The following is a 13,319-nucleotide window of genomic DNA, read 5'->3' on the forward strand; positions in this document are numbered from 1 at the left end:
GGAGAAAGGCGCTCCCCGGTCGCCACCCCGGACGTTATCACGGATAGACGGGCGGAAAAATATCCGGATCTCCGGCGACCGAGGCCCCCTTTTTGATTTTCGGGGGCGTGTTGACCGGCGGGGCCAGCGGGCGCGGGTAATAGACAGCATCATCGCCACAGTACCGGATGGTGATCGCGCGACGTTGCTGGGAGGGTGAGGCGTTGCCGCCGGCGCCGTGCACGGTTCCGATATGATGAACCACCAGGTCCCCCGGCTCGACATCAAAATGTACCAGATCGAACTCGGCCTCGTGTCCATCGATATCGGGCAGCGCCGCCGCCGGATCGTCCGGGCTGGTCATGTTGCTGATGAAATAATTGACCTTGTATTCCGTGCCGTCCCGGTGGGAGCCGCGCAGGTAGCGAACGGTCCCGGTTTCCAGGGTCTCGGGATCGCAGGGCACGCGAATCGCTATTCGCTGGCTTCCGGCCAGATGGTCGTAACCCAGATCCTGATGCCAGGCGGTCTTTTCACGGGTCAGCGGCGGCTTGACCAGGATCTGGTCGCCATCCCCGCACAGGAAAACCCGTCTCGATTCCATCAGATGGGCGGCAATCTCCGGCAGCGGGGATCGGGTCGCCAGTTCGCGGACCCGCTCATCCTGTCGCCAGGAACCCGTGATTGACCAGAAATGGCCTCGCTTTTCCTTGTCGATTTCGGCAACGCGTTCGTCCAGAAGCACCGTGCCCCGCATATAGCCCTCGTTGCCCCATTCCTCGGTCGAATTCCGCCACAAATCCCCCGCGACGAAACCCGATATGTCTTCGGGCCGGTCGGCAAGCAGCCCAAGGTTGGTGAGACTGACGGCGGACGCTGGTGGCGTTGCCATCAGATCGGCAATCGCGGCCGCAAGTTCCCGAACACAGGAAAGGTCCAGAATTCCACGAAGGCACACGACTCCGTCGCGCTTGTAGGTCTCGATTTCCTCACCAGTGATCGGACGCAAGAGCTGCCTTTTCACGCCAATTCCTCCACCTTATCCAGAGATGAAGTGCTCGACCATCTTGTGAGAATGGCGAATGAGAACTTCCTCATCATGTAGCCAGAAGACGTCCTTCGCGCCGGAGCGCAACGCTTCTTGCGTAATTTCCATTGTCGCCGAGTCTTCGAGCCAGTTGTTAAGCTGCATTTTTTCGGCCCAGACTTCGGCGAACATTTCACGGTTGGTTCGCGACTGGTGGATATAGCTGGTGCCTTCCCACATGATTGTGTTCACGTCGATGGGATAGAAATTATGGGTGAAGCACGTCCCCTCCCCGATATGCACCATGAAATTGGGGAAGAAAGCTGAAAGCTCGAAGGCGAAGTCCGCCCGGGCCTCCGGATTGACCTGTGGCGGCAGCATGACCTTGACCGGACGTGACTGACCCAGGGAATTTTCCGTAACCGCGTTGGCGATCTTGCCGACATCGGTCACCTTCATGGAGGCCGGATCGAGAAAGACCTCGGATGTGCGGTGCGGCCCGAAGAACTTTATGCCCTCCAGCGTCGTACCGAAAGCCTCGGGCCAAAGATACCGATGAAGATAGGGCACGTGGTAGGATTCGGAAAAGGCGTCGAGGGCCACCTTCCAGTTACAGCGAACGACCTGCTGGTAGCGGTAGACATTCGTCAGCTCGCCATAAGGATAGCCCGACAGATGCTCACCTAGCCCGCCGAGGAAGGTCTTCAGATCCTGGTCCGGTTTTGGGTCCAGATTGATGAAGATAAAGCCTTCCCAGACGTCACAAGCAATGGGCGTAAGCCCGTTCTCGGCGCGTGAAAAGCATGGCGGGAAATGATCTTCCTCCGGGACGTGAACCAGCGTGCCCGCGGTGTCATACACCCAGCCGTGGAAGCGGCATTCGAACTTGCCGCCCCGCACATTACCGAAGGTATCGAATCCGGTTTCCGATATGGGTTTGTTCCCGCGATGGGAACAGATGTTGTGAAAGGCCTTCAGGCTGCCGTCCTTGTTCCGCATGATCACAGCGGAAGCTTCGGCAAAATCCAGACGCCGGATCTTGAAGTCGTGGGCGTTCGGAATCTCCTCGACCCGGCCGACCTGCAGCCATGTCTTCTTGAATATTTTTTCGACTTCGTCGCGAAAGTGGTCTTCCGAGGTAAACACCGAGGTCGGTAGCGGATCGGTGCCCAGCTCGGGATACCTCTCGGCCCAGCGCAGACGGCGCGCCTCTTTTGCCGGCGACATGACGTCAGACATGCGAGTTCCTCCCTTATGAAGACGGCCGTTGACCGGTTCTTGCGGCCAAGTCTAGCCGCCGGAAGGGGGGCGGAAAAGGCCCCGGGGCCCTATTTCGAGGACAATGCGGCTGCGCCAGGCGACTGGGGGGCCCGCGATCGGGCCTCTCCGCCGGTTTCCGGACCACCCGAAAGACGCTGAAAAGCAAGGGTTACCTCGCCCAATTCGATGCCCCATTTGCTGACCCTCGCGCGGTTGAGGAGCACACCATCCGGCTGAAGGAACATCCAATCATCAAATTGCACCCGCCAGGTTCCCTCCCCCACCTTGAGATCGAGGGTGTAGCGCCAGTTGAGCGCATTGCCGAAGATTTCTCCCTTTGCGGTCCCGACGATGTCGCTCGCCTGGCCCTCATACCGGCCCCCGCCGAGATTCCGGATATGCCAGACCCGGCGATCCAGCTCGCCGTCGGCATAGCGGAAATTTTCGTCGAGAGTGAGCAAATCGCCCCCTACAGTGCCCGTGATATCCACCACGAATTGTCGGCGGACCTTCCCGAACCTGTCTTCAAACAGTCCGTAAGCGCGTGTCTGGCCCTCGAAATATTCCTCGAGCCGGAATTCGATATCCGTTCTGGCCACGTCGGCCGGTTTCCTGCTCATGCATCCACCCAAGGCTAGTCCCAGCATTGACCCCATCAGGACGAAAATTGTCAGACCCCGCATGCTGCCTCCTTTTCCCGGTATACGTAGGCGTGACGCCGGCGGTTCAGTCAGAGCCCAGGCAGGCTAATCCGGGGGCGCACTCCGACCGAATCCACGCTAGACTGCGCGCCGGGCGTCGCCGGCGAGGGCACGGCCCAAAGGAAGAGACGGGCAAGGAGATCATCGATGCCACTTCAGATAGACCGGATCAGCCCCCGCAAGACCGCGGTCATTGTGGTCGATATGCAACACGACTTCGTGGCACCGGGAGCCCCGCTGGAAACTCCGATGGGCAGGGACCTGCTGCCCAACCTCACGCGACTCCTCGATCACGCCCGACAGCGTGGCATGACGGTGATCTATACTGCCCACGTCCACCGCGAGGACGGGAGCGATATGGGGCTTTACGGGGAGATCTGGGAGCCGATCGGCAAGCACAAGGCTCTCGTGGACGAGAAACCTGGCGTCGAAATCTACGACCCGGTAGCACCCCAGCCTGGCGAACTCACGGTCAAGAAACACCGCTACAGCGCCTTTTACGGCACGGACCTCGATATGATCCTGCGGGAGAAAAAAATCGAAAACGTTGCCATCACCGGTGTTACGACGGAAAACTGCTGCATGTCGACGGCGCGCGATGCAATGTTCCACAATTATCGCGTTGCCTTCATCTCGGACGCCACCGGCACATTCGATTACCCCGATGTTGGTTTCGGGGCCATTCCCGCAACGGAGGTGCACCGGGTGTGCCTCGGAATTCTCGGCGTTTCCACTGCCCATGTGATGACGACCGAAGATTTCATCCACAAAAGCCTGGCCAATGAACCGGCCTGACGACATCGACCAAGAAAAGGAAGGAGAAACAATGGGGAACACACCGGGAGAGCTTCTCAAAAGCGAGACGATCCAGCCGCATCACTTTGGTACAGGCATCGTCCGGAAGGGTGAAACGCTGCGGATCGTTGACGTCGAGGGACAGCAGGTCGCCGATTTCGTCACCATCAAGTTGAACGACCCCAGCGAATACCTCGACTGTATCTATACCAATTGGCGGTTGGGGCGGTGGAAGTGGAATGAAGGCGATGCCATCTACACCAACCATATGAATCCGCTCTGGACCATTACCGACGACCGTCTCGGGAATCACTATACTGGTGGGGGCTTCTGCTCGCGCGATGCGCGGCGTCTTTATTACAAGGATGACCAGAAAGGGTGCCGGGACACCCTTGAGGATGCCTTCAAGGCGGAGGGTATCGATCCGCGCCTGTTGCAATCGGTCTCCTGCTTTAACGTGTTCATGACGGTCGATTACACGCCGGAGGGAGAATGGGTGATTCGGGAGCCCATTACGGAAGCGGGGGATTATATCGACCTGCGGGCGGAGATGGACCTGATGTGGATGGTTTCCGTGTGCTACTGGCCTGAGGTTGTCAATGGCAGCCGCCATACGCCGTTGCGTTTCGAGACCTATGCGGCCGGCTGAGCCCCGCCCCACCCGGCAAAGAGGATAAAAAAAGAAGCCCGGCCGGGAGCGCGGCCGGGCTTTTAATGGCGGGTCCGGCGCGGTGCCGGACCCCCTGGGAGCTACCGTGGCCTAGTTGGCCTGGTCTTCAAGCTGTTGCAGCGTCACATCCGTCTCGGTCACATCGGACGGGTTGGTCCGGATGCTGTCGTGAAGATTCCATATCGTCGCATGGCGACGCTGGAAATCCACGACCTGACCCCAGGCCGATGCCATGGCCGGATAACCGTCCTCCGCCTCGAACTCGAAGGCTGCGGCGTGGCAGTGCTTCCAGTACGCGCCGGCCTTGTCATACATATCGGCATAGACGGGGCGCCAGTTGATGGCATCCACGTAGAATTCTTTCTTGCTGTAGGGATGTTCCTGCGGCGGGATGGATTCGACGACCCAGACGTCGCGCGGCTCCCAGCGGTCCTTGACATTCCAGAATGGTGCCTCGGTCAGATCCACCCGCGGGAATTGCGCGTCCTCCGATGAAGCGTCGGGTTTCCAGGTCGGGCGGCGGCTGTTGAATACGGCAAGGACCTTGCGCTTGCCCATCAATTTGAAGTCCTGATACCAGTTGGGATGGGCGTTAAAGCATTCGATGTCGTCATTGAGCTGATCCGTGCCGCCAATCGGATCGAACCATGCGCCGCCCGAGAGGCGCCGGATACGGCGAACGGTTCGGATATAGGCCCAGGTGTCAGGCAGCTTGCCTGTGTTATAGCGCAGCGTGAATGTTCCGAGGCCGCGGATGTCCTGCGGATACCAGGCCCACAAGAGAAGCTTGTCGATAACTGTCCCGTCGCCGCGTGTCGGATTGTCGATATCGGCGATCTGCCCGGTCATCCAGTAGCGGACATAGCCCCAGTACTGCTTGCGCTCGAGCCCTGTATCACCATCAATCAGGAGATAGGCGAACTTGTTGAAATCCTGCACGTCCGAGTGCGGATGGCCGTAAATGTAATTCCAGATTATCTTCAGCGCCAGGTGCTCGCTGTTCTCATCGACATCCGGAAACGGTACACCCGTCTTGTAATTGACAAGATTGCGGGTCATCGGGTCGAGCTTGATCGTATCCTTATAGCGCTCGGTCGCTTCCATGAGGCGCGCGTCGCGATTGGGCGCGATCGGGTCCTGAACCTCGACCTCGAGGCCCCATTCGCGAATTTGCCAATCGACCTTGTCGGTCAGCATGTCACCTATCTTTGCGCCGTGAAAAGTCATCTGGCGGGCGCAATCGAGATTCTGGCTGTTGATGAGCGTGCCGGGCTTCATGACCTGGCCTTCGCAATTTTCCTGTGCCTGGGCACTGCCGCCGCCGGCCCACAGTGCGACGGCAACCAGAGCCGCCAGGCTTATCCGTACAGGTTTCATGTTGACCCCTCCTCCAAGTTGATAAGTTTTTTTCCCTCATTTGCGCCAGGTCTCGGCAGGGCTGTGCCTGACGCCATGTAAACTCGAATATTATTTGGTCGTTCATTCAAAACATAGGGCCCGAATTCGGGTTTGGGCAGCCTCACAAGGAAATGATTACTCGTCGAAAATTGCCACGGCCCGGGTCCACCCGGCCGAAGCCCCTTTGATTTTGCAGGGAAAACAAGCAACCGTGTATCCGGTCCCCGGCAAATCATCGAGGTTGCCGAGCTTCTCGAGGTGGCAGTACCCGATGTCCCGGCCGACCCGGTGCCCTTCCCAGATAATGCTGGGATCCTGGGTTTCCTCCCAGCGCTTCTTGGTGTGCAGAAACGGGGCATCCCAGCTCCACGCATCGATCCCGGTCACGCGGACCCCGCGCTCGAGCAGATAGAGCGTGGCTTCGCGGCCCATACCGCAACCGGCATGAATGTAGTCGTCGTCGCCATAGGCCGAGCTCGCCCGAGTGTTAATGAGGACGATGTCGTAGGGTTCCAGCGTATGTCCGATCCGGGCGAGTTCTTTCTCGACGTCTTCCGCCGTCACGACGTAGCCGTCCGGGAAATTCCGGAAGTCCAGTTTCACGCCACGATTGAAGCACCATTCCAGCGGCACCTCATCGATCGTCATGGCCTTTTTGCCCTTATCCATCGTCGAGGCGTAATGGTACGGCGCATCCAGATGGGTCCCGTTATGGGTCATGAGGCGAATCCATTCGAGCGCCCACCCTTCTCCATCGGGCAGATCGCTCTCCTTTACCCCGGGGAAGAAACCCGCGACATCCTTGGCCGTGTCCTTGTGGGTCACGTATTCGATTTTCGGCCCGTATCCGGGGGGGTCCGAAACGATGTCGTCTTCAAGGCGAACGGAGATGTCTACGAAACGTCGGGCCATGGCTTTCTGTCCCCTGTCAAATTTAAATTACCCAACCGGTTGATCGCGCCGCCCTAGCTGTCTAGGCGGACGATCCTATTTCTGAGAATGCCGATTCCTTCGACTTCCAGCTCGATAACGTCGCCCGGGCTGAGCGAACGCTCCATCTCAAGTCCGCAGCCGCCGCCCACGGTGCCGGAGCCAATGAATTCTCCAGGATAGAGCGTTTCGGACCGCGACATGATTTCGATCGCGTCCTCGAAGCGCCAGTAGGCCGAACCACTATTGCCGCGCGACCATTCCTCGCCATTCACCCGGGCGATCATGGTCAGATTATAGGGATCCCCGATCTCATCGGCTGTCACAACACACGGGCCGATTATATTGCCTGTATCAAAATCCTTTGATTTGGTCGGCCCAAGCTGCCCTGGCATCTCTTCCGACTGGACATCGCGGGCACTGATGTCATTGAAAATGCTGTAGCCGAAAATATGGCTGGCCGCGTCCTTCCTGCTTACATCTCGGACTCGCTTGCCGATAAAGCAGCCGAATTCCAACTCATAATCGAGATTTTCGGCGTAGTACGGCCAGATGATGTCGGTATCCGAACCGATCACAGAAAACCGGTTGGCCTTGTAATAGATCGGTCGCTTGTACCAGACCTCGGGAATGCCAAAGAGCCCGGCTTTCTCGAAGCGGCGCAACGCCTCTTCCGGATCGGGTTCGGCCCGGGCTCGAGTGCGTCGCAGGACGGCGAAGGCCTGTTTCAGGTGATCCTCGAAAAACAGCCCGTCCCGGATCTGGGCCGGCACCGGCACGGGCGACATCAGCGAAAAGCCGTTATTCGCACTTACCACGAGATCCTCGTCTCCGGTATTTGCGGCCCAGTCGGAAGTCTTGCGGGCAAGGTCGAGCCCTGCTTCGCCGGCATCCATGAGCGCCTGCATGGAGGTGAGCACCGGAGTAGCGTCGCCATCGCGCGCAAGTGCGGCCCTGGCCAGGTCCACCGCCCGGACCCCGTCTTCCAGCCAGGCGCCGAGCCGAGGCACGCCGTCGGTCAGACGAAAGGTGATCAATTTCATTTCTGGCGGTGTCTCCCCTCATCGGCTGGCCGGCTGGCCCGGGCCTTGTCCCGACGCGATAACGCGCCCCGGTATCGTGACTGTCCGGCCTCGCTGATTCTGACAATGCGGGCGGGTGCGACGCGACAGGCCGTATTCTAACGGTGAGAATAAATTGTTTAAAGAGCTAAATCGGTTATAGTTTACAGGATTTTATGTTGAAACAGTCGCGCAAGATATATACGATCGTTCAAATTATTTCGGGGGTGTCCTCACGGGGGTCGTTCCCGGGCGGGAGTAAAACCAAGGGGCAGGAACTTTTCAGGCACTGCTGAACTTCAAGGGCCGGGTGCACGTCGCTGCGGCCAATGCGAAGTCCCCAAAAATCATTGCGGAGGGATAAACCGAAATGCCTTTGGATCAAGCGACGTTCAACTTCTCGGCCAGCGCCTACGATACTCTCGGCAAAACCGATGACGAACGCTACCAGACCTTCATCGACGTGACGGAAGCCGGGTACAGGCTGGGGTTCGAAACCGTATGGATGGCCGAGCACAACTTTACCGACTACTACCCCATCCCAAGTCCACTTCTCGCTTACGCCTACGTCGCCTCGCGTTTCCCGGGCCTGGGCCTCGGCACCTGCGTCCTGGTCACGCCCTGGTACGACCCGATCCGGTTGGCGTCGGAAATCTCGATGCTCACGGTGCTCACGGGCGCGCCGCTTCATCTCGGCGTCGGGCGGGGCACGGCACCGATCGAGTACGAGATCTATCGTGCTGACATGCGGAAATCGGTCACCCTGTTCCGCGAAGGCATGGAAGTGATCCAGCTTGCCCTGAAGGGTGAGCCCTTCACGTATGACGGCGAGGAATACAAGGTCTCCAAGCCGATCCAGATCAGACCCCACCCTCACCCGGAGCTCGTTAATTTCTACGGCGCGGTCATCGACCCCAAGAGCACCGAGAAAGTCGCCAATCTCGGCTTCAACATGCTGGGATCGTCATGGTTTCCCTTCGAGGTGGGCCAGTCGAACACTGCGAATTTCGACAACAAGGTGGCCGAACTTGGTGGCAGTCCGCGCCAGAAGGCGGTCTGGGTCAACACGTTGATCCGCGACAGCGACGAGGAGGCCGTAGAGGCCGGCCGCCATCATGTCTCGGAATTCTTCAAGAACAGCGTCGCTCATTACGAGCACGGCGGCTGGGATACCAGCGACTATCTCCAGGACGATCCCAATTTTGCCGCTACCGGAAAGATTTTCTCGGGCCTCAAGGGATTCGCCGACATCAATTCCGAGGCCAACGAGAAATTCATCCAGCGCCAGTTCATCGGCTCGCCCCAGACGGTCCGTGAGAGGGTGCAAAAATATATCGACATCGGCTATGACCGGATCATCGTGCAGGTCGACCTGCATAGCGTCTCGCGAGAGGATCAGATCCGCAGCCTCACCCGGTTCGCTGAGGAAGTGGCGCCCGAGTTCAGCACCACCTTCCAGCGGCGCATGGCGGCGGTCTAGGGACCGCCCTCGCCTCTCAGGGGGAAGGCGCGGCGTCTACTCGGCCGCGTCTTCTCTTACCCTGCCGGCCGGCGATCCGGGATCATTTTTTGAATCGGAATCTGCTGTCCCCGTCGTCTCCGCATCCGCGGACTCCGGCTGACACAGGGCCTTAAATCCGCCGGTGACAAACGGCACCATGGCCTTGTGAATTGCCTCCAGATCGGCCGATTCGCAGAGGCCCTTCGACAACGCCTCGATCCGCCCTGTCTCGGCCGCGCTGAGGATCATGGCGCCCAGCAGGAAATGAAACCCCCAGTATACATTCCGCGGATCGCAGTCCGGCAGCGTCCGCCGGATTTCATCGATGAACTCTTCCGCGACCTCGTCGAACTGCGGGCTGATAATGTTGGCCTGCCAGCTTGGCGAATTCGCGACCTGGGCGATCAGGCGGGCGTAGTTTTTCCAGCCCCGTCCACCGGTCCGGCTTCGGGTCAGGAACGGGCCGACGAACGCGTCGATGATGTTTTCGATCGGGATCGGCCCGCCACCGGCCCTGGCGCGGGAACCTGCCAACGCCGCGCGGCGCTCTTCGCGCATGATGCTGACCCGGCGCTCGATCGTGGCCTGAAAAAGGTTCTGCTTGCGCCCGAAATAGTAATTGGGCAGCGCCAGCTCGACTTTGGCCTTGGAGGTGATCTCCCGGATCGAGACGCCGTAATACCCCCGCTCGGCGAAGAGGGCCTCGGCCGCATCCAGGATTTTCTCGCGCGTGGTTTTGCTTGCTCGCCCCATCCCGTGCGAAACTCCTCCTCGCGGCCGGCTTGCGGCCGCACCTGCGAACTAGGAATTGACCATTCCGGCGGGTTCGATGCAACGCCGGAATGTCCCCAGTGAGACTGGGGTTTGCGCCGAATTGCCAGTTCTTCGCGGCGCCCTGGACGTATCCGTGATATTTCCACGGCCGGGATCTTCGGTCGGATGGTGAGCGCGGCAGGAATCGAACCTGCGACCCAGTGATTAAAAGTCACTTGCTCTACCGACTGAGCTACGCGCCCGTCCGGGCCGAAATCCGCCCGGAACCTAAGCGACCCGCCGGCCGCTTGCAAGTTTTTGGGTCTTTCGCCAACCGAATTTTTAGCCCGTTCCCCTTGGTTCGCCGGATTTCCCGCCTGCCTAAAATCAGCCCCAAACCGTCGCTTAGAGTTCTGAACCTGGTTCCCCTTCCCCAAAACATCAAGAAAGGCCTCGATATGTCCTCCAGCCAGCCCCCGAGAACACTCCCCTTTTTGGGGAACTTGCGCCAGCGCCCTTGCCGGGTCGTCGGTCTTGCACTCTTCGCAGGGCTTGTGGCCTGCCTTTCGGGACTGGCCGCCTCGGCCGGCGCGCTGGCCGAGGACCAGGGGCCGGTCGCGCCGCGTACGGTCGCCGTGGAGGGGACCGGACGGGTGCAGGCCGTCCCCGATATGGTCGAGGTCGATCTCGGGGTCGTGACGCGTGACAAGAGTGCCGAGGTGGCGCTCCAGGCCAATACGGCGGCTGCCAATCGGGTCCGCGAGGTCCTGCGGGAGGCCGGGCTCGACCCGCAAATGATTCAGACCCGCGACTTCGCCATTACGCCGGTCTATTCCGAGATGCCGGCGGATCGCCGCGGCGCACGCTCGATCGAGGCTTACGAGGTTCGCAACAAAGTCACCTTGCGGACGAGAAAAATGGACGCCCTGGGCGGTCTGCTCACGCGGCTCGTCGCGGCGGGTTCAAATACGGTGCACGGCATTCGCTTCGGCTTCTCCGAGCCGGAGAAACTCCTCGCCCGGGCACAGGAAAAAGCCGTGCTCGACGCGCGGGCAAAGGCAAAGCGTTACCTTAATTCTATCGGGGAAGATATTGGAAAAATACGGGAAATTTCAGAATGTGGGACCGCGATACCGATGGAAACGCGCCGGCTTGGCGCATCCGTGATGAACGCCGACGTTCCGATCGAAGCCGGTGAGAACGAGGTTTCGGTGACCATTTGGACCGTCTGGGACATCAACTGAGGCTCAGTCGAGAAACAGATCGAGCTGGTCCTCCATCTCGCGGTCGCTCAGGGGAAAGGCGACACCCTCGCGAGCATACAGAATAGCGGCCGGATGCACCTTCGCTGCCTTGATTTGCAGGTCGACGGCAAACCGCATGGAACAGCCGGCCTTCCAGGCGAGGGCCGTGACCCGGCGCGGGCTGCGGGAGCCCAGGATCCGGCGGACCGCGTCCAGCGGCAGACCGGCCCGGATTGCCAGCCCGGCTTCTAGGAAATCCCGCTCGCCGCTGGCCAGCGCCTCCGACAGGTGCCCGGTCGAGAGCAGTCCGGTCCGTGCGAGTTCAAGTGCCTTTTCCCGCGCATTTTCGGCACTGGCAGCGAGTTCTGAAGGGGTCGGCCTCGGATCGGCTTGAGGACTTGTGTCGCCACCCTGTTGTCCGGCCGCGGGACGGGTTTGCCCGCCGGGACTGGTGTCCGGCCCGGACCACCCGTCGCGCGGCCTTTCCGTTGCCTTTTGCGCTGCCCCCGCCCCCGGATTATTAGCCAGTATCGCCATCGTGCGCGCGTCGCCCTGCGCGCGGATGGTCCGGGCGACCTGGTCACTGACCGTCTTGCGTCCGGCAATCGCCGAACCGACCCAAACCGGCGCCCCCTCGCCGGTCATGATTTCAACAAGGTCTTCATCCTCCAGCACGGGAGAGTGGCGGAGGACCGGACTGGCGACCGCTTCGGCGGGGTCCCGGGCGAGGGCCATGACGATAAGACGGGGCACATCGGCCAGGATACAGAGCGATTCGGCGAGGAGCTGGCGGACCCGCAGGAGGCGGTCATGGGCGAGGGTCTCGAAGGCGGTACTGCTGAGCCGCCAGAGGCGCGTGCGCTCGGCCGGGCTGAGACCGGTCGCGGCAAATTTGCGTGCGAGCCGGACCCGGACGCCGTAATCGGGGTCCTGGGACAGGTGCTGGTCAGCCTGGGGCGGGGTCGCGATATTGCCGGCAACTTCAGCCCGGACCCTGGGCGAGGGATCGTTGACCAGAAAATAAAGGATCTCCGGCAGGGCCCGCGGGTTTGCCGCGACTGCCAGCCGCGCGTCAAGCTCGGGACTGCGCGCAGCGCGCTTCAGTTCCTCATAGTATGCGGGCGCCGCCATCACCGTAATCCAACTGTCTCAGGCTGAGACGGGTGAGGCTAATACCGTCACGTTAAGGAAACTTTGCCGGGCAGAAATTTATAAAACTTTGATTTAATTGCCGAATATGCCTTTTATCGCGCCGCCGACCCCGTCTTCAAGGTCCTTCTTGCCTTGCTCCAGGACTCCCTTGCCTTCATCCATCGCGCCGCCCACGAGCCGGTCGACGCCGAGATCGGCCACCGCCTTGGAGATCGCGGGCCCAAGGGCCGCCAGCACCTGGCGCGTCACCTCGGCCGCCTGCACCCCGTTGCTCTTGCGTCCGATATCCGTAAGCGTGATATCCGGCAGATCGGCCGCAAGATTTTTGCCACCCAGGTCGCTCGAGGCCACGGAAAGCACCGCATTCCGGATTTCGAGCCGTTCGATGATGAGCTTCTTGCCGGGTTTTTCGGCGCCCGTACGCGCGCCGCCGCCCGACGATGCGGCGGCGACGTTGCGCTGAATGGCGGCGATATTGCTGCCCGAGCGGGCCGAGAGCTCGTAGGTGATCTGCGGGGCCACAATGCTGATCTCGCGAACGACGATGACATCGTCGAGGAGCGTGCTCGTGTCGAGGGCGATCCGGACCTGATCGAGCGAGAAGGTCCGGGGCGCATCGAAGCCTTCCGGACTGCCGACGACGAGACCGTTCAGAGTGCCGCTCCCTTCCTGTGCGGAGATATCGACCGAGGCGACCTCAATCCCGGTGCCGGTGATGGGCGGACCGTATTTCTCGATCGCGGCCTCGACAAGGCTGTCCAGCTCGGAGGCGGTGAACAGGACAATCGCGCCGACAATGACGAGGATGGCCAGGAGGCCCCCGATTATGATCTTTTTCATAATTCTTC

The 13,319-nt window shown here is 60.4% G+C and carries 13 protein-coding genes and 1 tRNA gene; 4 read left to right on the forward strand and 10 right to left on the reverse strand.

Annotation, left to right across the window (positions count from 1 at the left end; all coding sequences use genetic code 11):
• Window positions 1–37: 37 nt before the first annotated feature.
• The 3 genes from RLQ26_09865 to RLQ26_09875 all read right to left on the reverse strand — a co-directional run bounded on the left by RLQ26_09865 (window position 38) and on the right by RLQ26_09875 (window position 2,949).
• Entirely contained in the window at window positions 38–1,003 is a 966-nt protein-coding gene (locus tag RLQ26_09865) for a phytanoyl-CoA dioxygenase family protein (protein MEQ9089033.1), read from the reverse strand.
• 15 nt (window positions 1,004–1,018) lie between these two features.
• Window positions 1,019–2,245: an aromatic ring-hydroxylating dioxygenase subunit alpha gene (locus tag RLQ26_09870; protein MEQ9089034.1), complete on the reverse strand. Its 1,227-nt coding sequence runs from the start codon at window positions 2,243–2,245 to the stop codon at window positions 1,019–1,021.
• Window positions 2,246–2,334: 89 nt separating this feature from the next.
• Complete coding sequence (locus tag RLQ26_09875) at window positions 2,335–2,949, reverse strand: DUF3833 domain-containing protein (GenBank protein ID MEQ9089035.1); 615 nt, start codon at window positions 2,947–2,949, stop codon at window positions 2,335–2,337.
• Window positions 2,950–3,114: 165 nt separating this feature from the next.
• Here RLQ26_09875 and RLQ26_09880 point away from each other — a divergent pair, with 165 nt between their 5' ends.
• A complete protein-coding gene (locus tag RLQ26_09880; protein MEQ9089036.1) occupies window positions 3,115–3,762 on the forward strand; it encodes an isochorismatase family cysteine hydrolase in 648 nt (215 codons plus the stop codon).
• A gap of 31 nt (window positions 3,763–3,793) precedes the next feature.
• A complete protein-coding gene (locus RLQ26_09885) occupies window positions 3,794–4,411 on the forward strand; it encodes an urea carboxylase-associated family protein (GenBank protein MEQ9089037.1) in 618 nt (205 codons plus the stop codon).
• Between the two features lie 111 nt (window positions 4,412–4,522).
• Here the strand turns inward: RLQ26_09885 and RLQ26_09890 are convergent, their stop codons facing one another.
• The 3 genes from RLQ26_09890 to RLQ26_09900 form a co-directional block, all read right to left on the reverse strand.
• The gene (locus tag RLQ26_09890) at window positions 4,523–5,809 is read right to left on the reverse strand and encodes a DUF1329 domain-containing protein (protein ID MEQ9089038.1); all 1,287 of its coding nucleotides are present in this window, start codon (window positions 5,807–5,809) and stop codon (window positions 4,523–4,525) included.
• Between the two features lie 156 nt (window positions 5,810–5,965).
• Window positions 5,966–6,742: a cyclase family protein gene (locus RLQ26_09895; protein MEQ9089039.1), complete on the reverse strand. Its 777-nt coding sequence runs from the start codon at window positions 6,740–6,742 to the stop codon at window positions 5,966–5,968.
• Between the two features lie 53 nt (window positions 6,743–6,795).
• On the reverse strand, window positions 6,796–7,803 hold the full coding sequence (locus RLQ26_09900; GenBank protein MEQ9089040.1) for a fumarylacetoacetate hydrolase family protein: 1,008 nt from the start codon (window positions 7,801–7,803) through the stop codon (window positions 6,796–6,798).
• A gap of 388 nt (window positions 7,804–8,191) precedes the next feature.
• Here RLQ26_09900 and RLQ26_09905 point away from each other — a divergent pair, with 388 nt between their 5' ends.
• On the forward strand, window positions 8,192–9,301 hold the full coding sequence (locus RLQ26_09905) for an LLM class flavin-dependent oxidoreductase (protein ID MEQ9089041.1): 1,110 nt from the start codon (window positions 8,192–8,194) through the stop codon (window positions 9,299–9,301).
• Between the two features lie 36 nt (window positions 9,302–9,337).
• Here the strand turns inward: RLQ26_09905 and RLQ26_09910 are convergent, their stop codons facing one another.
• Together RLQ26_09910 and RLQ26_09915 are read right to left on the reverse strand one after the other, a co-directional pair.
• Window positions 9,338–10,075, reverse strand: coding sequence for a TetR/AcrR family transcriptional regulator (locus tag RLQ26_09910; GenBank protein ID MEQ9089042.1), 738 nt, complete (start codon window positions 10,073–10,075; stop codon window positions 9,338–9,340).
• Window positions 10,076–10,262: 187 nt separating this feature from the next.
• A tRNA-Lys gene (locus RLQ26_09915) sits at window positions 10,263–10,338 on the reverse strand.
• A gap of 240 nt (window positions 10,339–10,578) precedes the next feature.
• Between RLQ26_09915 and RLQ26_09920 the strand changes: the two genes are divergently transcribed.
• Window positions 10,579–11,319 (forward strand): SIMPL domain-containing protein, encoded by a 741-nt coding sequence (locus RLQ26_09920; GenBank protein MEQ9089043.1) that lies wholly within the window; start codon window positions 10,579–10,581, stop codon window positions 11,317–11,319.
• 3 nt (window positions 11,320–11,322) lie between these two features.
• Here the strand turns inward: RLQ26_09920 and RLQ26_09925 are convergent, their stop codons facing one another.
• Both RLQ26_09925 and RLQ26_09930 read right to left on the reverse strand, forming a co-directional pair.
• Window positions 11,323–12,450, reverse strand: coding sequence for a DUF2336 domain-containing protein (locus tag RLQ26_09925; protein ID MEQ9089044.1), 1,128 nt, complete (start codon window positions 12,448–12,450; stop codon window positions 11,323–11,325).
• Window positions 12,451–12,543: 93 nt separating this feature from the next.
• Complete coding sequence (locus RLQ26_09930; protein ID MEQ9089045.1) at window positions 12,544–13,311, reverse strand: hypothetical protein; 768 nt, start codon at window positions 13,309–13,311, stop codon at window positions 12,544–12,546.
• Between the last annotated feature and the right edge of the window lie 8 nt (window positions 13,312–13,319).

It is taken from the genome of Alphaproteobacteria bacterium, assembly GCA_040220875.1.
GTDB lineage: Bacteria > Pseudomonadota > Alphaproteobacteria > JAVJVX01 > JAVJVX01 > JAVJVX01.